At 71.9% G+C, this 19,603-nt stretch carries 22 protein-coding genes and 1 tRNA gene; 16 read left to right on the plus strand and 7 right to left on the minus strand.

Annotation, left to right across the window (positions count from 1 at the left end; genetic code table 11):
* Nucleotides 1-149: 149 nt before the first annotated feature.
* The gene (locus tag ACGFQ9_RS07030; protein ID WP_393572011.1) at nucleotides 150-917 is read left to right on the plus strand and encodes a PP2C family protein-serine/threonine phosphatase; all 768 of its coding nucleotides are present in this window, start codon (nucleotides 150-152) and stop codon (nucleotides 915-917) included.
* A 73-nt stretch (nucleotides 918-990) separates the two neighbouring features.
* Here the strand turns inward: ACGFQ9_RS07030 and ACGFQ9_RS07035 are convergent, their stop codons facing one another.
* Together ACGFQ9_RS07035 and ACGFQ9_RS07040 are read right to left on the minus strand one after the other, a co-directional pair.
* Complete coding sequence (locus tag ACGFQ9_RS07035) at nucleotides 991-1,458, minus strand: SRPBCC domain-containing protein (protein WP_393572013.1); 468 nt, start codon at nucleotides 1,456-1,458, stop codon at nucleotides 991-993.
* A 177-nt stretch (nucleotides 1,459-1,635) separates the two neighbouring features.
* Nucleotides 1,636-3,111, minus strand: a complete 1,476-nt coding sequence (locus ACGFQ9_RS07040) for a helix-turn-helix domain-containing protein (RefSeq protein ID WP_393572015.1) — start codon at nucleotides 3,109-3,111, stop codon at nucleotides 1,636-1,638.
* A 237-nt stretch (nucleotides 3,112-3,348) separates the two neighbouring features.
* On the opposite strand from ACGFQ9_RS07040, the gene ACGFQ9_RS07045 reads away from it, so the two are divergent.
* From ACGFQ9_RS07045 to ACGFQ9_RS07055, 3 genes are all read left to right on the plus strand, one after another.
* Nucleotides 3,349-4,176: an FAD binding domain-containing protein gene (locus ACGFQ9_RS07045; protein ID WP_393572017.1), complete on the plus strand. Its 828-nt coding sequence runs from the start codon at nucleotides 3,349-3,351 to the stop codon at nucleotides 4,174-4,176.
* Nucleotides 4,173-6,953 carry a molybdopterin-dependent oxidoreductase gene (locus ACGFQ9_RS07050; protein WP_393572019.1) on the plus strand — a complete coding sequence of 927 codons (2,781 nt, stop codon included), beginning with the start codon at nucleotides 4,173-4,175 and terminating at the stop codon, nucleotides 6,951-6,953. The genes ACGFQ9_RS07045 and ACGFQ9_RS07050 overlap by 4 nt, the downstream gene beginning before the upstream one ends.
* 73 nt (nucleotides 6,954-7,026) lie before the next feature.
* Nucleotides 7,027-7,461, plus strand: coding sequence for a molybdopterin-dependent oxidoreductase (locus tag ACGFQ9_RS07055; protein WP_393572021.1), 435 nt, complete (start codon nucleotides 7,027-7,029; stop codon nucleotides 7,459-7,461).
* Between the two features lie 45 nt (nucleotides 7,462-7,506).
* On the opposite strand, the gene ACGFQ9_RS07060 is transcribed toward ACGFQ9_RS07055, so the two are convergent.
* The 3 genes from ACGFQ9_RS07060 to ACGFQ9_RS07070 all read right to left on the minus strand — a co-directional run bounded on the left by ACGFQ9_RS07060 (nucleotide 7,507) and on the right by ACGFQ9_RS07070 (nucleotide 9,803).
* The gene (locus ACGFQ9_RS07060) at nucleotides 7,507-7,926 is read right to left on the minus strand and encodes a molybdopterin-binding protein (RefSeq protein WP_393572023.1); all 420 of its coding nucleotides are present in this window, start codon (nucleotides 7,924-7,926) and stop codon (nucleotides 7,507-7,509) included.
* 164 nt (nucleotides 7,927-8,090) lie between these two features.
* The gene (locus tag ACGFQ9_RS07065) at nucleotides 8,091-8,870 is read right to left on the minus strand and encodes a DUF4097 domain-containing protein (protein ID WP_393572025.1); all 780 of its coding nucleotides are present in this window, start codon (nucleotides 8,868-8,870) and stop codon (nucleotides 8,091-8,093) included.
* A 111-nt stretch (nucleotides 8,871-8,981) separates the two neighbouring features.
* Nucleotides 8,982-9,803 carry a VOC family protein gene (locus ACGFQ9_RS07070; protein ID WP_393572027.1) on the minus strand — a complete coding sequence of 274 codons (822 nt, stop codon included), beginning with the start codon at nucleotides 9,801-9,803 and terminating at the stop codon, nucleotides 8,982-8,984.
* 117 nt (nucleotides 9,804-9,920) lie between these two features.
* Here ACGFQ9_RS07070 and ACGFQ9_RS07075 point away from each other — a divergent pair, with 117 nt between their 5' ends.
* Both ACGFQ9_RS07075 and ACGFQ9_RS07080 read left to right on the plus strand, forming a co-directional pair.
* Entirely contained in the window at nucleotides 9,921-10,514 is a 594-nt protein-coding gene (locus ACGFQ9_RS07075; RefSeq protein ID WP_393572029.1) for an HhH-GPD-type base excision DNA repair protein, read from the plus strand.
* Nucleotides 10,515-10,623: 109 nt separating this feature from the next.
* Entirely contained in the window at nucleotides 10,624-11,100 is a 477-nt protein-coding gene (locus tag ACGFQ9_RS07080) for a cupin domain-containing protein (protein ID WP_393572031.1), read from the plus strand.
* Between the two features lie 41 nt (nucleotides 11,101-11,141).
* Here the strand turns inward: ACGFQ9_RS07080 and ACGFQ9_RS07085 are convergent, their stop codons facing one another.
* Nucleotides 11,142-12,755, minus strand: a complete 1,614-nt coding sequence (locus tag ACGFQ9_RS07085) for a helicase HerA-like domain-containing protein (RefSeq protein WP_393572033.1) — start codon at nucleotides 12,753-12,755, stop codon at nucleotides 11,142-11,144.
* 88 nt (nucleotides 12,756-12,843) lie between these two features.
* On the opposite strand from ACGFQ9_RS07085, the gene ACGFQ9_RS07090 reads away from it, so the two are divergent.
* A complete protein-coding gene (locus tag ACGFQ9_RS07090; protein ID WP_099173160.1) occupies nucleotides 12,844-13,140 on the plus strand; it encodes a type II toxin-antitoxin system VapB family antitoxin in 297 nt (98 codons plus the stop codon).
* Between the two features lie 79 nt (nucleotides 13,141-13,219).
* A complete protein-coding gene (locus ACGFQ9_RS07095) occupies nucleotides 13,220-13,873 on the plus strand; it encodes a LytR C-terminal domain-containing protein (RefSeq protein WP_393572035.1) in 654 nt (217 codons plus the stop codon).
* A gap of 75 nt (nucleotides 13,874-13,948) precedes the next feature.
* Here ACGFQ9_RS07095 and upp read toward each other — a convergent pair whose 3' ends face one another.
* Entirely contained in the window at nucleotides 13,949-14,584 is a 636-nt protein-coding gene (gene upp / locus ACGFQ9_RS07100) for a uracil phosphoribosyltransferase (RefSeq protein WP_393572037.1), read from the minus strand.
* A 222-nt stretch (nucleotides 14,585-14,806) separates the two neighbouring features.
* Between upp and ACGFQ9_RS07105 the strand changes: the two genes are divergently transcribed.
* The 8 genes from ACGFQ9_RS07105 (at nucleotide 14,807) to ACGFQ9_RS07140 (ending at nucleotide 19,568) form a co-directional block, all read left to right on the plus strand.
* Nucleotides 14,807-15,013, plus strand: a complete 207-nt coding sequence (locus ACGFQ9_RS07105; RefSeq protein WP_393572038.1) for a hypothetical protein — start codon at nucleotides 14,807-14,809, stop codon at nucleotides 15,011-15,013.
* Nucleotides 15,014-15,285: 272 nt separating this feature from the next.
* Nucleotides 15,286-15,831 carry a hypothetical protein gene (locus tag ACGFQ9_RS07110; protein WP_393572980.1) on the plus strand — a complete coding sequence of 182 codons (546 nt, stop codon included), beginning with the start codon at nucleotides 15,286-15,288 and terminating at the stop codon, nucleotides 15,829-15,831.
* A 101-nt stretch (nucleotides 15,832-15,932) separates the two neighbouring features.
* A complete protein-coding gene (gene tadA / locus ACGFQ9_RS07115) occupies nucleotides 15,933-16,361 on the plus strand; it encodes a tRNA adenosine(34) deaminase TadA (protein ID WP_393572982.1) in 429 nt (142 codons plus the stop codon).
* Between the two features lie 94 nt (nucleotides 16,362-16,455).
* Nucleotides 16,456-16,540: transfer RNA gene (locus tag ACGFQ9_RS07120), tRNA-Ser, on the plus strand.
* 87 nt (nucleotides 16,541-16,627) lie between these two features.
* Nucleotides 16,628-16,918, plus strand: a complete 291-nt coding sequence (locus tag ACGFQ9_RS07125) for a hypothetical protein (RefSeq protein ID WP_393572040.1) — start codon at nucleotides 16,628-16,630, stop codon at nucleotides 16,916-16,918.
* Between the two features lie 323 nt (nucleotides 16,919-17,241).
* Nucleotides 17,242-17,403, plus strand: a complete 162-nt coding sequence (locus ACGFQ9_RS07130; RefSeq protein WP_393572042.1) for a hypothetical protein — start codon at nucleotides 17,242-17,244, stop codon at nucleotides 17,401-17,403.
* 252 nt (nucleotides 17,404-17,655) lie between these two features.
* Nucleotides 17,656-18,498, plus strand: a complete 843-nt coding sequence (locus ACGFQ9_RS07135) for an RNA polymerase sigma factor SigF (protein WP_393572044.1) — start codon at nucleotides 17,656-17,658, stop codon at nucleotides 18,496-18,498.
* A gap of 221 nt (nucleotides 18,499-18,719) precedes the next feature.
* Complete coding sequence (locus ACGFQ9_RS07140; RefSeq protein ID WP_393572046.1) at nucleotides 18,720-19,568, plus strand: RNA polymerase sigma factor SigF; 849 nt, start codon at nucleotides 18,720-18,722, stop codon at nucleotides 19,566-19,568.
* The last annotated feature ends 35 nt before the right edge of the window (nucleotides 19,569-19,603 follow it).

Consider the following 19,603-nt stretch of genomic DNA (forward strand, 5'->3'; position numbering starts at 1 on the left):
GTACCGCGGGCACCGCGAAGGCCCCGGCGGGGACTCCCGCCGGGGCCTTGTGTGGTGCGTACGGCCGGACCCTGACGGCTCGCGCAGGCGCACCGGTGATCAGCCCTGCGGGCACGCCGCTGCGCGGAGAGGCCGGCCCAGGCGGGACAATGGTGGGGCGAGGTGATCCGGTGGCGTCGTACGTGGCAGTGACCGCTCTGAGCCATGCCGGGCTGGTACGTGAGCACAACGAGGACAGCCTGGTCATCGGGCCATGGACGCTGTGCGGGACCGTCACCGAGAACCCGCAGACCCTGGTGTTCCGCCGCGGGACCCCGCTGTGCGTCGCCGTCGCCGACGGACTCGGCGGGCAGCCCGCAGGGGAGGTGGCGAGCGCTCTCGTGGTCCGCAACCTCTCCATCCTGGGCCCGTCCCTGGACGGCGAGGACACCGTCCGGCGGGCGCTGGAGGCCTGCAACGAGGCCGTGTACGCGGCGGCCGACGGGGACCCGGCGCTGCTGACGATGGGCACCACCGTCGCCGGGGTCGTGGTGCTCGCCGACTCGCTGCTCACCTTCAACGTGGGCGACAGCAGGGTCTACGAGACCGGCCGGGACGGGCTGCGGCAGGTCAGCGTCGACGACAGCCCGGCCCTCCGGCCGGGCCAGCGGACCACGTCGATCGTCACCCAGACTCTTGGCGGCAGCCTGGAGTTCCAGCAGGTCACCCCGCATCTGACGGGTATGCCGCTGGCCGTCGGCCACCGGTGCCTGATCTGCACCGACGGGCTCACCGACACGGTCACGGACGAGCAGCTCGACCGGCTGCTGCTCGGCGCGGAGGACGACGGCCGGGCGGCGTTCGAACTGTGGCGGGCCGCCATCGAGGCCGGCGCTCCCGACAACATCACGCTCATCGTGCTCAGCGTGGGGGAGTGAGCCTCGTCCAGTCGGCCTCATCGAGCAGACCCCATCGAGCAGACCCCAACGAGCAGACCTCGTCGAGTCGGCCTCATCCGGCCGATGCCTCGGGGAACAGCCACGGCTGCTGCGGCAGCGTGCGGCCCGTCTCGATCAGGGTCTTCAGATTGCACACCACGGCCGCCCAGCCCGCCTCGGCCTCCGCGACCTCTGCCTCGTCGGACAGGTTCTCGTGGGTGACGGTGAGCCGGACGAGGTCCTCCCACGCCTCGATGCCGAAGGTCACCCGGGACGCGTCCGCGGCACCGGCCTCGTCCCCGGGCAGCGCCCAGGTGGAGACCAGACGGGTGGGCGGCACGCTCTCCAGCACGGTGCCGACGACGTCGGCGATGCCCGAGCCGTCCGTGCGCCGGTGCTCCCACGGGGAGCCGGGCCGCCAGTCGGAGACGTTGCTGTGGCCCCAGTAGGCGGCGGTCAGGTCGGCGTCGGTCAGCGCGTACCAGACCTGGTCGGGCGTGCCGGCGAGGTAGCTGACGTAACGGCAGGACAGTCTTCCCATGGTCGTGCGTCCTCCGGTCGGGCCGACGGCTCGGAACCTCCATACGTACCGTCGGCCGTCCGGGTGCGCACGCCGGTTGCCCCGGACGGCCGACCGAGGCCGTCGCCGACGCGGGCGAGGCATGGGGCCGGGCCCGGCGGGCACGCGACGCGCGTGAAACACGCGCGGCCGGTCGGCTCAGGCGCAGCGCAGTGCCGCGTACAGGTCCAGCTTGTGGTCCAGCCGTGAGAGGTCCCGGCCGGTGAGCGCCTCCACCCGCTCGATCCGGTAGTGCACCGTGTTCACGTGCAGGTGCATGGCTTCCGCCGTGCGCGTCCAGGAGCAGTTGTTCGCCAGGAACACCTCCAGCGTCTCCCGCAGCATCCCGTCCCCCAGCAGCCCGAGCGTGCGCCCGCGGAACACCTCCCGGACCTCCGGCGGCACCCCCGCCAGCAGCGTGGAGAGCGTCTCCAGGTCCTCCACGGTGCGTACGGGCTCCTGCCCGTCGGCCGCGGTCAGTGCGAACCGGGCCTGGCGCAGCGCGGCCCGCAGGTCTTCGGGCCCGGCCGCCGGCGCTCCCACGCCCAGCCGGATCCCGGCCTCGGGGCGGCAGGCCTGCAGCAGCGGCCAGACCGCACGCAGCCGGGCCGGTACATCGGCGCCGTCGGCCGCGTCGGCCGCGCCCGGTGTCCCGGGCCCCACGTGGAGCACCGCCGCCGTCTCCCCGACCACGCGGGCCACGTCCAGGTGCGCCACCGCCTCGGCGAGCGCCGCCCCCGAGTTCGCCGCCAGCACCAGGTAGGGCCCCCGGGCCGGCAGCCCGGCCGCCTGCAGGGCCTCCTCCAGCACCCCCGGCTCCGCCGCGGCCCCCGCTTCCACCAGGATCCGGAGTTCCTCCCCCGTCTGCCGGGCCGCGGCCTCCCGGCCGGCCTGTCCGTCCCGGTACTGGGCGAACACCTCGGCGATCTCGTGCAGCACCCGCGGCGGAGCCGAGTCCGGGTCGGGCACGTGCAGGATCCAGGCGTCGTACGGCGACCCGCCCGCGCCGACGCGCAGCGAGATGCCGCCCAGCCGGGCCGGGTCGGCGGCCTGCCGGGCCGGGATCGGCGGGGCGGACGGCGTACGGGCGACCGTGCGGCCGCTCGCGGTCAGCAGGTAACAGGACAGCCGCCCCAGGTGCGCGCAGGCCCGGTCCAGCAGCTCGGCCGGCGCGGCTCCCCGCTCCAGCAGTCCGCTCAGCTCGTTGCGCACGTTCTCGGGAAGGGCGAACAGCCGGGTGGGACGGCGGCTGAGGTCGCCCCACCGCCGCAGGTACACGGTCTCGGTGACCGCCCGGAAGCTGGTGCGGGCGGGGACCGCGACCAGCGGGACCCGGTGGGCGCGGCAGGTGGCCACCAGGTCCTCCGGTACCCCGCCGTGGGTCTCCTCACCCGCCAGCAGGGCGGTGGCCCCGGCGGCCGAGAGAGCGGCGACGAACCGCTCGGTACGGGACGGCTCGTCCGGAGCCCACCACACCAGGCCGCTGAGCACGAGCTCCCCGGGCTCCAGGAAGCGCCCGGGGTCCTCCAGATCGGTGGCGGTGACCCCGCTGACCTCCTGGCCGAGAAGGTTCGGGTCGCCCCAGAGCAGGCTGAGGCCGAGGTTGTCGGACTGGAGCAGATCGAGGACGTGCATGGCAGGGACTCCTTGCGGTGGGCGGTGACCCACATACGCCAGGCGAATACGTGAATAGCCATCGTAAATGCAAGGTGTTTCACCCAGATAGGCTCTTGGTTGATCCACCAAAGACATGCCCGGCAGGTCCGCCTTTTTCCGTGTCCCGGAACAGTCGTCCCCACCCCGGACCCGTTGCTTCACTGGCCAGAAGGTTTGCGCCACCAGTGGACTACCGGCGAAGGGAAGTGGCGGAAAATGGATCTCAACACCGTGCTCGATGTGCGCGACGGGCGCCGCCGCGAGCCCTGGCGCCCCGGCGACGCCTACCTCGGCGGCGGCACCTACCTCTTCTCCGAGCCGCAGACGCACATCCGCCGCCTCGTCGACCTCTCCCGGATGGGCTGGGAGCCGCTGACCTGGATGCCCGACGGCTCCCTCGACATCGCCGCCACCTGCACCATCACCGAGCTGTCCCGGTTCGGCCGGACCCTGCCGAAGCCCGCCGCGCCGCTCATCGAGCAGTGCTGCCGGGCCTTCCTCGCCAGCTTCAAGATCTGGAACATGGCGACCGTCGGCGGCAACCTCTGCAACGGCCTGCCCGCCGGGCCGGTCATCTCCCTCGCCGCCGGCCTCGACGGCACGGTCCTCCTCCAGGGCCAGGACGGGGCCACCCGCCGGCTGCCCGTCACCGACTTCATCCGGGGCGCGGGCGTCAAGGACCTGCGCGAGGGCGACCTGCTGCGCTCGGTGCGCATCCCGGCCCGCTCGCTGGAGTGCCGGACCGCCTTCCGGCAGGCCTCCCTCTACGGGCTGGGCCGCTCCGCCTCACTGATCATCGGCACGGCCGACCCCCAGGACGGCTCCTTCGCCCTGACCGTCTCGGCCGCCACGACACGCCCCTTCCGCTTCTGGTTCGCCCTGTGGCCGACCGCCGCCGAGCTGCGGGCGGCGATCGACGGCACCGTCCGCCCCGACGAGTGGTTCGACGACATCCACGGGCTGCCCGCCTGGCGGCGCCACATGGCCCTGCGCCAGGCGGAGGAGATCCGCGCCGAACTCACGCTGGAGAAGGCTTCCCGATGAGCTACGAGATCGAGATCAACAAGCAGCGGTTCGAGAACCGGCCGCGGCCCGGCCAGTGCCTGCGCACCTACCTGCGCGAACGCGGCTGGTTCGGCGTGAAGAAGGGCTGCGACCAGGGCGACTGCGGCGCCTGCACGGTCCACGTGGACGGGCAGCCGGTGCACTCCTGCCTCTACCCGGCCGTCCGCGCCGAGGGCCGCCGCGTCACCACCCTGGAGGGCCTGGCCCACCCCGACGGCGAGCTCCACCCGGTGCAGCGCAAGTTCCTGGAGGCGCAGGGCTTCCAGTGCGGCTTCTGCACCAACGGGTTCGTGATGACCACCGCCGCCCTGGAGGCCGAGAAGGGCACCGCCCACGACGACGGCAAGCTCGACGACCTGCCCCGGGCCTTCAAGGGCAACATCTGCCGCTGCACCGGCTACCGCGCCATCGAGGACGCCGTCCGCGGCGTGAAGCACATCGAGGAGCCCGAGGCGGGCAAGGCCGTCGGCCGCAACCTCGGCGCGCCCGCCGCACCCCAGGTGGTCACCGGCACCGCGCGCTACACCTTCGACATCGACGTGCCCGGGATGCTGCACATGAAGCTGCTGCGTTCCCCGCACCCGCACGCCCGGATCACCGCGATCGACACCTCCGAGGCGCTGGCCGTGCCCGGGGTGCACGCGGTGTTCACCCACGAGGACGTCCCGGACGTGCTCTACTCCAGCGCCCGCCACGAGCACCCCCATGAGGACCCCGACGACACCCGTCTGCTGGACGACGTCGTCCGGTTCGTCGGGCAGCGCGTGGCCGCCGTCGTCGCCGACAGCGAGGGCGCCGCGGAGGAGGGCTGCCGCCGGATCCGGGTCACCTACGAGGAACTCCCCTACGTGATCGACCCGGAGAAGGCCATGGCCCCGGGCGCGCCGGTCATCCACGCGGGCAAGGGACCCGAGGCGCGCATCGCCCGCGTCGAGAACAACGTGGCCGGCGAGGTGCACGGCGAGATCGGCGATGTGGAGGAGGGCTTCGCCGAGGCCGCGGTGGTCTACGAGGAGACCTACCGGACCCAGCGCGTCCAGCACGCCAGCCTCGAAACCCACGGCTGCGTCGCGTACTTCGAACCGAAGGAGGACGGCACCGGCGAGCGGATCACCGTCCGTTCCTCCACCCAGACCCCGTTCCTGACCCGGCGGGCCCTGTGCGCGCTGTTCGGGGTCGGCGAGGACGACGTCCGGGTGGTCGCGGGCCGGGTCGGCGGCGGCTTCGGCGGCAAGCAGGAGATGTTCGCCGAGGACATCGTGGTCCTGGCCGCGATGAGGCTGCACCGTCCGGTGAAGCTGGAGTTCACCCGCGCCGAGCAGTTCTACGGCGCCAGCACCCGGCACCCGTTCACCGTCCGGATCAAGCTGGGCGCCCGCGCCGACGGCAGGCTCACCGCCATCTCCATGCGCATCGTGTCCAACACCGGCGCGTACGGCAACCACGGCCCGGGCGTGATGTTCCACAGCGCCGGCGAGTCCTTCGTCATCTACAACGCCCCGCACAAGAAGGTCGAGGCGTACTCCGTCTACACCAACGTCGTCCCCTCGGGCGCCTTCCGCGGCTACGGGCTGGGCCAGACCACCTTCGCCCTGGAGTCGGCGATGGACGAGGTGGCGCGGCGGCTGGGCATGGACCCGCTGGAGTTCCGCGAGAAGAACATCATCGGCCCGCTCGACCACATGCACACGCCGATCGGCCACGACGACGACCTGTTCATCGCCAGCTACGGACTCGCCGAATGCCTGGCCGTCGTGCGCAGGGCGATCGCCGAGGACACCAGCCACGAGAAGGTGCCGCCGGGCTGGGTGACCGGCCAGGGCACCGCCGTGTCGATGATCGCCACGAGCCCGCCCCGCGGCCACTACGCCGACGCCACCATCACCCTGCTCCCGGACGGCACGTACGACATCGCGGTCGGCACCGCCGAGTTCGGCAACGGCACCACCACCGTCCACAAGCAGCTCGCCGGGGACGCGCTGAACACCACCGCGGACCGGCTGACCGTCCGCCAGGCCGACACCGACGTGGTCCGGCACGACACGGGCGCCTTCGGCTCGGCCGGGACCGTGGTGGCGGGCAAGGCGGTGCTGCTCGCCGCGACCTCCCTCGCCGAGCGCATGAAGACCTTCGCCTCCGAGCACACGGGCGTCGCCCGGCACCTGTGCGTGCTCGGCCCCGAGTCCTTCGACTGCGCGGGCCGGACGGTCACCCTCAAGGAGCTGTACGAGGCGGCCCACGCGGAGGGGAAGGCGAGCGAGATCAGCTGCGAGGGCCACTTCGGCGGCACCCCGCGGTCGGTGGCCTTCAACGCCCAGTGGTTCCGGCTGGCCGTGGACCCCGGCACCGGCGAGATGAAGATCCTGCGCAGCGTGCACTCGGCGGACGCGGGCAAGGTGATGAACCCGATGCAGTGCCTCGGCCAGGTGGAGGGGGGTGTGGCACAGGCGCTGGGCGCGACGCTCTTCGAGACCGTGCGGATCGACGAGCGCGGCGAGGTGACGACGGCGGCGTTCCGCCGCTACCGGCTGCCGCAGTACGCGGACATGCCGCGCACCGAGGTCACGTTCACGGAGACCTCGGACTCGATCGGCCCGCTGGGCGCCAAGTCGATGAGCGAGAGCCCCTTCAACCCGGTGGGGCCGGCCTTCGCCAACGCGCTGCGTGACGCGACGGGGGTCCGGTTCACGGAGATGCCCCTGCTGCGCGACATGGTGTGGCAGAAGATGCAGGGCCAGAACGGGAATCAGCCCTGAAGCTGCCAGCTGTAGGAAGCTCCCAACCTGGCAGATGAGGATTCGGAAGTCGAGTTCCGGGCATGACTCGGCCATGGCCGAACTCATGTTGCACGGGGACTTGGACCACCCGGCGAAGCTCACCGTCGAGGACCTGCGGTCCTGGCCGCAGCACCGCGCCGAGGTCACGTTCGACTGCGCGACGAACGGCCCGCAGCACCACGTGTTCGAGGGCGCGCTGCTCCGTCAGGTGGTCGCGGACGCGGGACCGGGCTTCGACGCGGGCAGGCGGAAGGAACGTTCACGCTTCCTGCTCACGGTGAACGGGGGCGACGGCCACCACACCGTGCTCGCGTGGGCCGAGGTGGACGAGGAGTTCGCCGACAATCCGGTGCTGCTGGCGACCCGCCTCGACGGGGAGGACCTCGACGAGGCGGGTGCCCAGCTGGTGGTCCCTTCGGACCGGTGCGGAGCCCGCTACGTCAGCGCGGTCACGCACGTGTGGTTCGGCGCGATGGACAGGACCTGAGGGTCAGGACCCGAGGGCCGGGCCCCGGGAGCCGGGCTCCGGGGGTCAGACGGTGGCCAGGGAGATCTCGGTCGACTTGATCAGCGCGACGACCGGGGCGCCGGACGTCAGGCCGAGCGCCTCGACGGCGTCGGCGGTCACCGCGGCGGTCAGCGCCCCGCCGTCCACGTCGACCTTGACGGAGGCCATGGCAGGGCCGACGGCCACGTCGACGACCGTGCCGTTGATCTGGTTGCGGATGGAGATGCCGTCGACCGGGCCGGTGGCCAGGGCCACCTCGGTGGCCTTGACCAGGGCCTTCACCGAGGACCCCGCGGCGATGCCCAGGTCCTTGACGGCGTCCGCGGTGATGGCGGCGGTGATGTCCTGGCCGCCCTCCAGACGGACCTTGACCGCGGCCATGGCCTCGCCGGTGGCGACGGACGTGACGGTGCCGGCGATCTGGTTGCGGATGCTCAGGCTCATGGTTCGTTCAACCTCGCGTGTGGATACGGTGTGCCGTCCGGCGGGACGTCACATGAGCGACGCTAGGCCGAAGTTCGTCACGGCGCGTCGAGGCCGTGGCATCCGCCAACCGGAACCACCCTTCCGGCCCGCTCCTGCACCTCATGATCCACATCACGTGGTGATCAGGCCTCGCGCGGCCCGATCCGGAGGTCTCCGGAGGAGGTCTTCACCGTGAGGCTCGCCTCCGCGGCCGGGTCGGTGGGCACGGAGATGTCACGATCCCCGGAATCGGTCTTGGTCTCCACCCGGTAGGGGCCTCCCGGCAGGCGTACGGTGACATCGCCGGAGGAGGTCTTCGCCGAGACCGAGCGGGGCGCCGCCTCGAACTCCAGGCGTGCGTCTCCCGAGGAGGACTCCGCGTCGGCGGTGGGCCCGGCCAGGGCCGTGCCGGTGACGTCCCCCGAGGAGGTGCGTATCTTCAGCGCGCCCGCGATCCGGTCCGCGCGGACGTCGCCCGAGTCGGCGTGCAGGTCGGCCGCCGCGACCCCGGTCACGCGGATGTCCCCGCTGCTGCTGCGCAGCTTCACCGTCGCCGAGGCCGGGACCTTGAGCTCGTAGTCGATGGAGCAGTCGTCGCCGCAGTCGCCGTCGCCGAACGTCAGCACCCCGCCGCTGACCTGCTGGCCGGTGGTGGGCACCTCACCGCCCCGGTAGCGGATGGTGCGGTGCACGGCGACCCCCGGGCCTTCCCCGGTCGTGACGTTGATGTCCCCGGACCCGGTGTCCCGCAGGTCCACCACCGTGACGGAGTCGGTGACCTCCGCTTCGACGATGGCGGTCTTCCGGTCCCCGGTCAGCGAGCAGCCACTGCTGAGCAGCAGCCCGGCAGCGACGGCGAGGGCGGCGCCCACGGCGGTGGCGGCCACGGCCGGACGGGGGCGGGAGGTGCGATCAGCAGTCATACCGACGATCGTGCCGTCCCGGCCGCGCGCCGCCGATGGTGCCGTCCACCGGACCGGGGCGGGGGTTAACCCCCGGCCCGGCGCGCCCCGCCGGGTCCGCCGCTCACCGTGTCACTCGTCGCTCAGCCGAGGCATCTCCCCGGACGTGGTGGACATGTCGATGACCGCGAACGCCGCGCCCTGGGGGTCGGTCAGCGCGGCGAACCGGCCGAACGGGCTGTCCATCGGCCCGAAGTGCAGGGCGCCGCCGAGGTCCTTGGCCTTCTTCACCGCCGCGTCGCAGTCGGGAACGGTGAAGTAGAGCTGGATGTAGGACGGGACCTCCGGCGGGAACTCCTCTCCCATCCTCATCCGCCCCAGCACGGGCTGCTCATGGCCCGGCAGGCTGAACACCTTGAAGTCCATGCCGGCCGCCGCCGGGTCATCGCCCGGCTCCATCCGCTGCGCGGAGTAGGGGAAGACCGCCTTGAGGAACTCGTCGGCCTTGCCGGGGTCCCGGGTGAACACCTCGGCCCAGGCGTAGGCGCCGTTCTCCCCCATCTTCTCGAAGCCCTTGTGCTGCCCGGGCTGCCAGCAGCCGAACACCGCGCCGCTGGGCTCCTGGGCGAGCAGCATGGTGCCGAACTCGCCGACCTGCATCGGCTCCATCAGCAGATTGCCGCCCGCCGCCCTGATCCTCCCGGCGGTGGCGGCGGCGTCGGCCGTGGCGAAGTACAGACACCAGGCCGAGGGCATGTCCTCCCCGCCCGGCATGGGCGGCACCACGGCCGCCACGGCCTTGCCGTCCGCGTACGCCTGCGTGTAATTCCCGTACTCACTGGACGCGTCCCCGAAGGTCCAGCCGAGCACCTCGCCGTAGAAGCGCTTCGCGCCCTCGACGTCCTTGAACATCGCGTCGGCCCAGCAGGGCGCGCCTTCGGGGAAGTCAGTCATGGTGGATCCACTCCTGTCGCGTGTGTCCGCTCGGGTAGCACAGTCCGCTCGGTAGACACGCTAGGCCGGGGGTCTGACAACCGCGCGCGGAGGCGGGCCGCGGGGCAGGCTGGAGGCATGGACATCACCATGAGGCTCGCGCAGCAGCCGGAGGCCGACGAGCTGCTGGGCCGCAGCCCCCTCGCCGCGCTGGTGGGCATGCTGCTGGACCAGCAGGTACCGATGGAGTGGGCGTTCTCGGGGCCGTGGACGATCGCGCAGCGGATGGACAGCGACGACCTGGACGCGCACGTGATCGCGGCCTCCGACCCGGAGGAGTTCGCCGCGCTGCTGTCGCGGAAGCCGGCCGTGCACCGCTACCCGGGGTCGATGGCGAAGCGGATCCAGCAGCTGTGCGCGTACCTGGTCGAGCACTACGGCGGCGACGCCGCGGCGATCTGGTCGGACGCGAAGACCGGGGACGAGCTGCTCGGCCGGCTGAAGGACCTGCCCGGCTTCGGCGAGCAGAAGGCCCGGATCTTCCTGGCCCTGCTGGGCAAGCAGCTGGGCGTCCGCCCCAAGGGCTGGCGCGAGGCCGCGGGCGGCTACGGGCAGGCGGGGGTCTACCGCTCGGCGGCGGACATCACCGGCCCGGAGTCCCTGGCGAAGGTCCGCGCGTACAAGCAGGAGGCGAAGGCGGCGGCGAAGGCGGCGAAGACCGGGAAGGGGTGAGCTGCGCGCGCCCGCGCCGCGCCCAGCCCGCACCGAGCCCCGATTGACCGGGAAAACCGTGCGCCCAATGCACCTGCCGACCAGTCACACCATGATCTACTTTTAAGGCATGGACACGACGCAGACCTCGCCCCTCCTGACCCGGGACGCCACGGCCGAGAAGATCTCCGACGCCCCCGGCAGCCTGATCACCCTGCTCGCCGACCAGCCCGGTCTGACCTGCAACACCGCCGAGTTCGAGGAGGGAGCGGCCGGCGCGCCGGTCCACTTCCACACCCGGGCCACCGAGTTCTTCTTCGTCACCGACGGCAGCCTCGACGTGCTCGTCGACGACGAGATCGTCACGCTGGGCAAGGGCGACTTCCTCGCCGTCCCGCCCGGCACCAAGCACGCCTTCGCGCCCGCCGCCGGCTCCACCGCCCAGGTGCTGGTCGGCTTCACCCCGGGCATGGAGCGCTTCGACTACTACCGCCTGCTGGGCCGGGTCAACGCCGGCGAGGCCACCGTGCAGGACATCAAGGACTCCTCCCCGGTGTACGACAACCACTATGCGGAGAGCGCCGTGTGGAGCTCCCGCACCCGCTGAGCCACCCGGACCCGCCGCTCCGCCCGGACCCGCCGGTCCGTTCAGCGGCGCCGCCGGGCCGTGCCGAAGACCGAGCGGGAGATCTCCCGGCCCAGCTGCGTGCCGATCGACCGCGCCAGGGAGCGGAACAGGCCGCTCCCCATCACCTGTTCGGCCAGTGAGGGCTCCGGCTCCGGCGTGCGCTTCGGCGCACTCCCCGGCGCCGCCTTCGCCTCCGCCCGTGCCTCGGCCCGCGCCCGCTTCTCCGCCTCCGCGGCGGCCGCCGCGGCCTCCGCACCGGCCTCCGCGGCCGCCTGCTCGGCGCTGATCCGCTCGTAGGCCGACTCCCGGTCGACCGGCTCCGCGTACCGGGACCGGAGCGGCGAGGAATTCACCGCCCTCTCCAGCCCGGCCGCGTCGGCCGGACCCATGAGCGACCGCGGGGCCCGCAGCCTGGTGGCGGCCGGCGGGGTCGGGGCACCGTTCTCGCTCAGTACGGTGACCACGGCCTCGCCCGTCCCCAGCCGGGTGAGCAGCTCCTCCAGGTCGTACTCCGAATCGGGGAACGTGCGCACGGCGGCCCGCAGCGCCTTCGCGTCGTCCGGGGTGAAGGCCCGCAGCGCGTGCTGCACCCAGCTGCCGAGCTGCGCCAGCACGTCCGCGGGCACGTCCTTGGGCGTCTGCGTCACGAAGAAGACCCCCACCCCCTTCGAGCGGATCAGTCGCACGGTCCGGGTCAGGGCCTCCAGGAACGCCTTCGACGCGCCGCCGAACAGCAGGTGCGCCTCGTCCAGGAAGAAGACCAGCTTCGGCCGGTCCAGGTCACCGGCCTCCGGAAGGTCGTGGAAGAGGTCGGCCAGCAGCCACATCAGGAAGGTGGAGAACAGCTGCGGCCTGTCCTGGACCGCCGGCAGCTCCAGAACGGACACCACCCCGCGCCCGTCCGGGGCGGTCCGCAGGAATTCACCGGTGTCGAATTCCGGCTCGCCGAAGAACTCCGCGGCTCCCTGCTGCTCGAATGCGGTGAGGGCCCGGAGAATCACGCCCGCGGTCGCCGTGGAGAGCCCGCCGATCCCCTTCAGTTCCGCCTTTCCACGGTCCGAGACCAGGAATGCGACCACCGCCCGGAGATCCTTCAGATCGATCAGTTCCAGACCCTTGGAATCGGCATAGTGGAAAATCAGTCCGAGCGACTGCTCCTGGGTCTGGTTGAGCTCCAGCACTTTCGACAGGAGAACGGGTCCAAAACTTGTGACCGTGGCCCGCACCGGAATTCCCGGACCGATACCGCCCAGTGCGTAGAACTCGGCCGGACATCCGGCGGGCTCCCACTCCTGGGCCACCTCCCGGGCCCGTTCGGCGATCTTCTCGCCGGGCACGCCCGGCACCGAGATCCCCGACACGTCGCCCTTCATGTCCGCGAGGAACACCGGCACGCCGTGCGCGGAGAGCTGCTCGGCGATCAGCTGGAGGGTCTTGGTCTTGCCGGTGCCCGTGGCGCCGGCGACCAGCCCGTGCCGGTTCAGCATCGACAGCGGCACCCGGACCTGGTGTTCCGGCAGGCAGGCACCGTCCCAGAGGAGGGCTCCCAGGTCGAGCGCCGGACCGGTGAACGCGTACCCGGCGGCGATCGCCTCCGCCCCGGTCGCCGCGGGCCGCGCGGTGCTGTCGCTCATATCTCACTCCCGGATTAGCCCTGTTTGACACCTTTGCATCACCGTCGCGAGGCTGCGCCCGCAGGCACCGGACCGGTAGGCTTTCCGTGTGATCTTCAAGCGCATCGGAAACGGGCGGCCGTACCCCGACCACGGCAGGGAAACCACCCGGCAGTGGGCGGACGTCGCGCCGCGCCCGGTCCGGCTCGACCAGCTGGTGACCACCAAGGGCCAACTGGATCTTGAGACGCTGCTCGCCGAGGACTCGACGTTCTACGGCGACCTCTTCGCGCACGTCGTGAAATGGCAGGGCGATCTCTACCTGGAGGACGGGCTGCACCGGGCCGTGCGCGCCGCCCTGCAACAGCGTCAGGTACTGCACGCGCGGGTACTCGAACTGGGCTGATTGCGCCTTTCGGGTCTGCTCTGCACTATCAGCAGATCATTTAGTAGGCATCGTCACCGGGCCGCACTACGCTGCGCCCATGAGCATGCTCACTCCCCCCGGCATGGGCGGAAAGTACCGCGTAACGGGAACCGCTTACCCCCGCCTGTCCCGTCCCCGGCGCCGCCGCCGGATCGTGCTCGCCGTCCTCGGTGCCGTCGTGGCACTGGGCCTGCTCGGCTACGGGACGCTCCAGCTCGTCGGCGTGTTCGGCGGGGACGGCAAGAAGACCGCCGCCGGCAAGGACTGCGTCCAGGGCACCTCGGGCAAGCAGGGCGGACGGGCGGCGCCGGCCGCGGCCTCGAAGGCCCCCGTCGTGGCACTCCCGCAGCCGGGTCAGATCACGGTCAACGTGTACAACGCCACGCCCCGCGCGGGACTGGCCAAGGCCGTCGGCGACGAGCTGAAGAAACGCGGCTTCGTCATCGGCAAGGTCGGCAACGCGCCCGCCGACTTCGACAAGAAGGTGCCCGGGCCCGGGATACTGCTCGGCTCGTCCCGCACCGACAAGGCCGCCTACTCGGTGCTGGGCACCCAGCTGGCCGGCACCACCCAGCAGACCGACACCCGCGAGACCGCGGACATCGACCTGATCCTGGGCACCGGCTTCACCGAGCTGGCCACCAAGGAGAACGCGGACAAGGCACTGACCGCCCTGGCCCATCCCTCGCCCGCGCCCTCCGGGAAGTGCTGAGACCCGACCCGGCACCCGACCGAGCACCCGAACCGAGCACCCGGCGCGGCCACCCGGCCGCGCCGGACGGCGTGGTTACTCGGCCGCGCCGTACATCCGGTCGCCCGCGTCGCCCAGGCCCGGAACGATGTAGCCGTGCTCGTTGAGCCGCTCGTCGACGGAGGCGGTGACCACGGTCACCGGCTGGCCCGCCAGGTCGCGCTCCATGACCTCGATGCCCTCCGGCGCGGCCAGCAGCACCACGGCGGTGACGTCGTCCGCGCCGCGCTTGATCAGCTCCTGGATCGCCGCGACCAGCGTGCCGCCGGTGGCCAGCATCGGGTCGACGACGTAGACCTGACGGCCGGAGAGGTCCTCCGGCATCCGGGTCGCGTACGTGGAGGCCTCCAGGGTCTCCTCGTTGCGGACCATGCCCATGAAGCCCACCTCGGCGGTCGGCAGCAGCCGGACCATGCCGTCCAGCATGCCCAGGCCGGCCCGCAGGATCGGGACGATCAGCGGGCGCGGGTTCGACAGCTTCACGCCCGTGGTCGGGGCGACCGGCGACTCGATGTCGGCCTGCTCGGTGCGCACGTCCCGGGTGGCCTCGTACGCGAGCAGGGTCACCAGCTCGTCGGCGAGCCGCCGGAAGGTCGGGGAATCGGTGCGCTTGTCGCGCAGGGTGGTCAGCTTGTGCGCGACCAGGGGGTGGTCGACGACGTGAATCCGCATGACCCCACAGTAACCGCGGCGACCGGCATGTGAGACCGCCCCGGCCTGCACGCGCACCGCCCGGGGCGAACCCGACGGGAACCGGCGGAGAACCGGAGGCGACGACCACGAGAGACCCGCCGGAGACTCTGGCATCAAGCGGCCGGTCCGGGGGAAGGTGGTGGCGGGGGGTCTGCTTCGCGACGCGGAGGAGGACGACGGACCAGCCTGGGACGGTGGCCGATGCCCGACGACCAGCCGAGCACTGCCCTGAGGACGGAAGAACAGGAGCCCGATGCGCCGGAGACGGCGGCGGCGCGCCGGGCCCGGCGCGCCCAGTTCCTGCGGGAGCTGAACGAGGCACGGGAACTGCGGGACCGGGTCCAGCCGCGGCGCGCCCGGGCCGCGCGGATGCGCCAGCAGATGCGCATGCGCACGTTCCGCTGGTAGCACGCACGGAGCCGCGGACCGCGCGCGGCCCCGTGCCCCGACGGGGCACGGGGCCGCCCCGGCAGGACGCACGACACCCCGCACGGCCGCCCTCCGCGCAGGCGGCACGGCACGACGCAAGCGCGGAAGACCTCTCGCAAAGCCGCTGTTTCTGCCACGATGCCGATGGGGCGGGGCACGAAACGCCAAGCACGACGGCCGTTCCACCCTCCGGCCTCCGGCCGGGGGGACCTCCAACCGGCATCACGCCTATGACCAGTGGGAGAGTCACGGTGTATTTCGCCGCACTGCTCGCGCGCACCGAAGACGGGTGGGAAGCGAGCGACATGGAACTCGACGACGTCGAGTCGCTGACCGATCTGACCGATCTCGCCCGGGACGCCGCGGTGGACGAGGACACGGTGGTCGCCTTCATCGAGCAGGAGGGCGGCTGGTTCGGCGTCGTCCGCGTCGATGGTGAGGACGACCCCCGGATCTTCGTCTCGCAGGCCTCGCTGGCCGCCCGCAGCTCCTACGGCTCGATGCTCACCGACGAGCTGCTGGGCAGCGACGCGGACGACGACAACGAGCTCGACGAGCTGGACCTCGACGGCACCGAGGACGGCGAGGAGGAGGTGGCCGCCTCCTACGACGAGGACGAGGACGACGGCGCGCCGGGAACCGGAGCCGACCGGGCGCCCGCCGGCCCGCTCGGGGACCCCGACCTGCTGGCCGACCTCGGCGTGAGCCGCAGGCAGCTGCTCGCGCTGGAGGTCGACGCCCTCGGCGAACTGGCCGAGGCGCTGGGCGCGACCGACGTCCTGGAGGCCGTCCGCTAGTGAGCCCGGTGAGCCCCCCGCACCCCACCGAGGACGGGCAGACGTACGGCCCCCGCCCCGATCCCGGTCCCGATCCCGTACGGGACCCGTGGCGGGACGCCATGCGCCTGGCACTGGCCGAGGCCGCCCGGGCGGTGCCGGCCGGTGACGTACCGGTCGGCGCCGTCGTGCTCGGCCCGGACGGCTCCGTCCTCGGCACCGGCCACAACGAGCGGGAGGCCGCCTCCGACCCGACCGCGCACGCCGAGGTGCTGGCCCTGCGCCGCGCCGCGGCGGAGCTCGGCGAGTGGCGGCTGCCCGGGTGCACCCTGGTGGTCACCCTGGAGCCGTGTGTCATGTGCGCCGGGGCCCTCGTGCAGTCCCGGGTCGCCCGGGTGGTCTACGGGGCCGGCGACGAGAAGGCCGGTGCGGCCGGCTCGCTCTGGGACCTCGTACGGGACCGGCGGCTGAACCACCGGCCCGAGGTGATCCGCGGGGTGCTGGAGGACGAGTGCTCCGCCCTGCTCACCGCCTTCTTCCGGGAGCGGTGACCGGGGCGGCGCGGGCCCCGGGCGGGCCCGGGTGAGCAGGCCCACGCGGAACGGATTTGCAAAGCACTCCCCGGCGTGGGCTAGGATCTCTCTCGGTGGTGTGTCCGAGTGGCCGAAGGAGCTCGCCTCGAAAGCGAGTATGGGGCAACCCATCGGGGGTTCAAATCCCTCCACCACCGCTCTGGACGAGAGCCCCGGTTCGTACGAACCGGGGCTCTCGTGCGTGCCCGCCGTGACCGCCCCCGCGCCGGGGCCGTTGTCACGGCATGACCAAGACCCAGCGCATGCTCGCCGCCATCGCCCTCGCGGGGGCCGCCGCGGGCCTCGCCGCCCCCACCGCCTCCGCCCTCCCGGTGGGCGCCCCCCTGGCCCTCCCGGACCTGCCGCAGGCCCCCGGCATGCCCGCCGGCGCCCAGCCCCGCTCCGTGCAGGAGATCGGCGGACAGCTGAGCAGCGGACTGAACCAGGCCAACGCCCTGATGGAGGTGCCGAACCAGCTGGCGCCGCTGGTCTCCCAGGTGGAGCCGGTGGTCGGCCTGACCGGAGCCCTCGAATAGCGCGTTCGACACGCGGGACGGGGGGAGCGGCCTCCTGGGGACGAGCCGCTCCCCCCCGGCGGGGACGGACCGAAAGTCCGGGCCGCCGTCAGGGGGAAGCGTGCGGCCCCGGACCCCGCAGTGAGATCCGTCCCTCCGCCCTCCGGTTTCCTGCCAGAACCGGAGGGCACGTGCACAATCCTGCGCCTCCACCTGCCGTCCGGCATGCGACGAAGGGCCCCGGTCCACGGGCCGTTGGTCCTTAAAGACCGGGTGAGTGCCGAACCCGACCGGGTTAGACTCACCCGACTCAGCAGGACCGGCAGGGGAGGCCGAAACCGCTCGTGGACACCAGGAAGCTCATCACGGGCGCACTCACCGTGTTCGTCCTCTTCGTCATCATCACCCAGCCGAAGAGAGCCGCCGAGTTGGTGGAAATCGGCTTTCAGGGCATATCGGATGCCGCCAAGGGAATCGGCGAGTTCATGACCGAACTGGTGACCTGAGTCCGTACGCCGGTCCGTTTTCCGGGGCCGCCCGACGGCCCGCCGGCCCTCCACCGAAGACGCGTGGGGGGCCTTCCGTGCACCCACCCCCGAAAACATCACCACAACAGCCCGCAGAATGTCCAACTTGCCCTCAACACGGCGATATACGGTGCTTGCGCATGGTGCACATCTCTTGTGATGCTATGACCGCTTTTGCGACTTTGTGGCCGCGCTGAGCGACCGCGTTGACATCGAAGGGGTGGCGTGACCGTGCCGGCCAGTTCTGCGCCTCAGGTGCCACCCCAGCAGGAGCCCCCCGAGGAGCCCTCAGCCCCCGCCAGACCGCACAGCAGGGGTGCGGACACCCGGGCCCTCACCCAGGTCCTCTTCGGGCAGCTGAAGGAGCTGGAGCCCGGCACCGGCGAGTACAACCGGGTGCGCGGGGCCCTGATCGAGGCCAACCTCCCGCTGGTCCGCTACGCGGCCGCCCGGTTCCGCAGCCGCAACGAGCCCATGGAGGACGTGGTCCAGGTCGGCACCATCGGGCTGATCAACGCGATCGACCGGTTCGACCCCGACCGCGGGGTGCAGTTCCCGACCTTCGCCATGCCCACCGTGGTCGGCGAGATCAAGCGGTACTTCCGGGACAACGTCCGGACCGTGCACGTGCCGCGCCGGCTGCACGAGCTCTGGGTCCAGGTGAACGCCGCCACCGAGGACCTCACCACCCTGCACGGCCGGGTCCCCACCACTCCCGAGATCGCCGAGCGGCTGCGCATCTCCGAGGAGGAGGTGCTGTCCTGCATCGAGGCCGGCCGCTCCTACCACGCGACCTCGCTGGAGGCGGCCCAGGAGGGCGACGGACTGCCCGGCCTGCTCGACCGGCTCGGGTACGAGGACCCGGAGCTGGCCGGGGTCGAGCACCGCGACCTCGTCCGCCACCTCCTCGTACAGCTGCCCGAGCGGGAGCAGCGGATCCTGCTGCTGCGCTACTACAGCAATCTGACGCAGTCGCAGATCAGCGCCGAGCTCGGGGTGTCCCAGATGCACGTCTCCCGGCTGCTCGCCCGGAGCTTCGCCCGCCTGCGATCCGCAAACAGGATCGAGGCGTAACCGGATCGGGTGGAGATCGCGGAGCCGGTTTCCCGACAGATCGGGCTCATTCCGGTCTGTCGCTGCACTGATATGTCGACTTGGCGCTACAGCGTGTTGCCGACATGTGACATTCTGCTGGAACCGCGTTTGCCGCAGCCCCACCGCCGGTATTCAGGTTGAGGCTGCGTTCCTCCGACGGGCGCGCCCGACGCGACCGTCCGCGACCTCAAGGGGGTGGCATGTCCGTAGACCAGGGCAGCTCCAAGGTGCTCACGCTCGTCAAGAGCGAGGCTCCCACTGCACCCACGGCGTCTGACCGCTCGGAAGCCATCGACACCCGCACCCTGTCCCGCTCCCTCTTCCAGCGTCTCGCCGCCCTGGACGCGGACAGCCCCGAACGGGCCTACGTACGCGACACCCTGATCGAGCTGAACCTGCCGCTGGTGCGTTACGCGGCGGCCCGGTTCCGCAGCCGCAACGAGCCGATGGAGGACATCGTCCAGGTCGGCACGATCGGGCTGATCAAGGCGATCGACCGGTTCGACTGCGAACGCGGCGTGGAGTTCCCGACGTTCGCGATGCCGACCGTCGTGGGCGAGATCAAACGATTCTTTCGAGACACTTCCTGGTCGGTCCGGGTCCCCCGCCGGCTGCAGGAGCTGCGCCTGGCGCTGACCAAGGCCAGCGACGAGCTCGCCCAGCGCCTGGACCGCTCGCCGACCGTGCCCGAACTGGCCGCGGTCCTGGGGGTGTCCGAGGAGGAGGTCGTCGACGGGCTGGCGGTCGGCAACGCGTACACCGCGTCCTCGCTCGACTCGCCGTCCCCGGAGGACGAGGGCGGCGAGGGCTCCCTCGCCGACCGGCTGGGGTACGAGGACACCGCGCTGGAGGGCGTCGAGTACCGCGAGTCGCTCAAGCCGCTGCTGGCCAAACTCCCGCCCAGGGAACGGCAGATCATCATGCTGCGGTTCTTCGCCAACATGACCCAGTCGCAGATCGGCGAGGAGGTCGGCATCTCGCAGATGCACGTCTCCCGGCTGCTCACCCGCACCCTGGCCCAGCTGCGTCAGGGCCTGATCGGCGAATAGGCCCCGCGGGACGCACGAGCGGCACGAGCCGTACG

Origin of the sequence: Streptomyces sp. NPDC048603, from assembly GCF_043199475.1 — a bacterium.
GTDB lineage: Bacteria > Actinomycetota > Actinomycetes > Streptomycetales > Streptomycetaceae > Streptomyces.

What these genes read in the sequence shown, in the direction of transcription:
- ACGFQ9_RS07030 (WP_393572011.1), top strand. Translation starts at nt 150, where the DNA reads ATGGTGGGGCGAGGTGATCCGGTGGCGTCGTACGTGGCAGTGACCGCT.
- ACGFQ9_RS07035 (WP_393572013.1), bottom strand. Translation starts at nt 1,458, where the DNA reads ATGGGAAGACTGTCCTGCCGTTACGTCAGCTACCTCGCCGGCACGCCC.
- ACGFQ9_RS07040 (WP_393572015.1), bottom strand. Translation starts at nt 3,111, where the DNA reads ATGCACGTCCTCGATCTGCTCCAGTCCGACAACCTCGGCCTCAGCCTG.
- ACGFQ9_RS07045 (WP_393572017.1), top strand. Translation starts at nt 3,349, where the DNA reads ATGGATCTCAACACCGTGCTCGATGTGCGCGACGGGCGCCGCCGCGAG.
- ACGFQ9_RS07050 (WP_393572019.1), top strand. Translation starts at nt 4,173, where the DNA reads ATGAGCTACGAGATCGAGATCAACAAGCAGCGGTTCGAGAACCGGCCG.
- ACGFQ9_RS07055 (WP_393572021.1), top strand. Translation starts at nt 7,027, where the DNA reads ATGGCCGAACTCATGTTGCACGGGGACTTGGACCACCCGGCGAAGCTC.
- ACGFQ9_RS07060 (WP_393572023.1), bottom strand. Translation starts at nt 7,926, where the DNA reads ATGAGCCTGAGCATCCGCAACCAGATCGCCGGCACCGTCACGTCCGTC.
- ACGFQ9_RS07065 (WP_393572025.1), bottom strand. Translation starts at nt 8,870, where the DNA reads ATGACTGCTGATCGCACCTCCCGCCCCCGTCCGGCCGTGGCCGCCACC.
- ACGFQ9_RS07070 (WP_393572027.1), bottom strand. Translation starts at nt 9,803, where the DNA reads ATGACTGACTTCCCCGAAGGCGCGCCCTGCTGGGCCGACGCGATGTTC.
- ACGFQ9_RS07075 (WP_393572029.1), top strand. Translation starts at nt 9,921, where the DNA reads ATGGACATCACCATGAGGCTCGCGCAGCAGCCGGAGGCCGACGAGCTG.
- ACGFQ9_RS07080 (WP_393572031.1), top strand. Translation starts at nt 10,624, where the DNA reads ATGGACACGACGCAGACCTCGCCCCTCCTGACCCGGGACGCCACGGCC.
- ACGFQ9_RS07085 (WP_393572033.1), bottom strand. Translation starts at nt 12,755, where the DNA reads ATGAGCGACAGCACCGCGCGGCCCGCGGCGACCGGGGCGGAGGCGATC.
- ACGFQ9_RS07095 (WP_393572035.1), top strand. Translation starts at nt 13,220, where the DNA reads ATGAGCATGCTCACTCCCCCCGGCATGGGCGGAAAGTACCGCGTAACG.
- upp (WP_393572037.1), bottom strand. Translation starts at nt 14,584, where the DNA reads ATGCGGATTCACGTCGTCGACCACCCCCTGGTCGCGCACAAGCTGACC.
- ACGFQ9_RS07105 (WP_393572038.1), top strand. Translation starts at nt 14,807, where the DNA reads ATGCCCGACGACCAGCCGAGCACTGCCCTGAGGACGGAAGAACAGGAG.
- tadA (WP_393572982.1), top strand. Translation starts at nt 15,933, where the DNA reads ATGCGCCTGGCACTGGCCGAGGCCGCCCGGGCGGTGCCGGCCGGTGAC.
- ACGFQ9_RS07125 (WP_393572040.1), top strand. Translation starts at nt 16,628, where the DNA reads ATGACCAAGACCCAGCGCATGCTCGCCGCCATCGCCCTCGCGGGGGCC.
- ACGFQ9_RS07140 (WP_393572046.1), top strand. Translation starts at nt 18,720, where the DNA reads ATGTCCGTAGACCAGGGCAGCTCCAAGGTGCTCACGCTCGTCAAGAGC.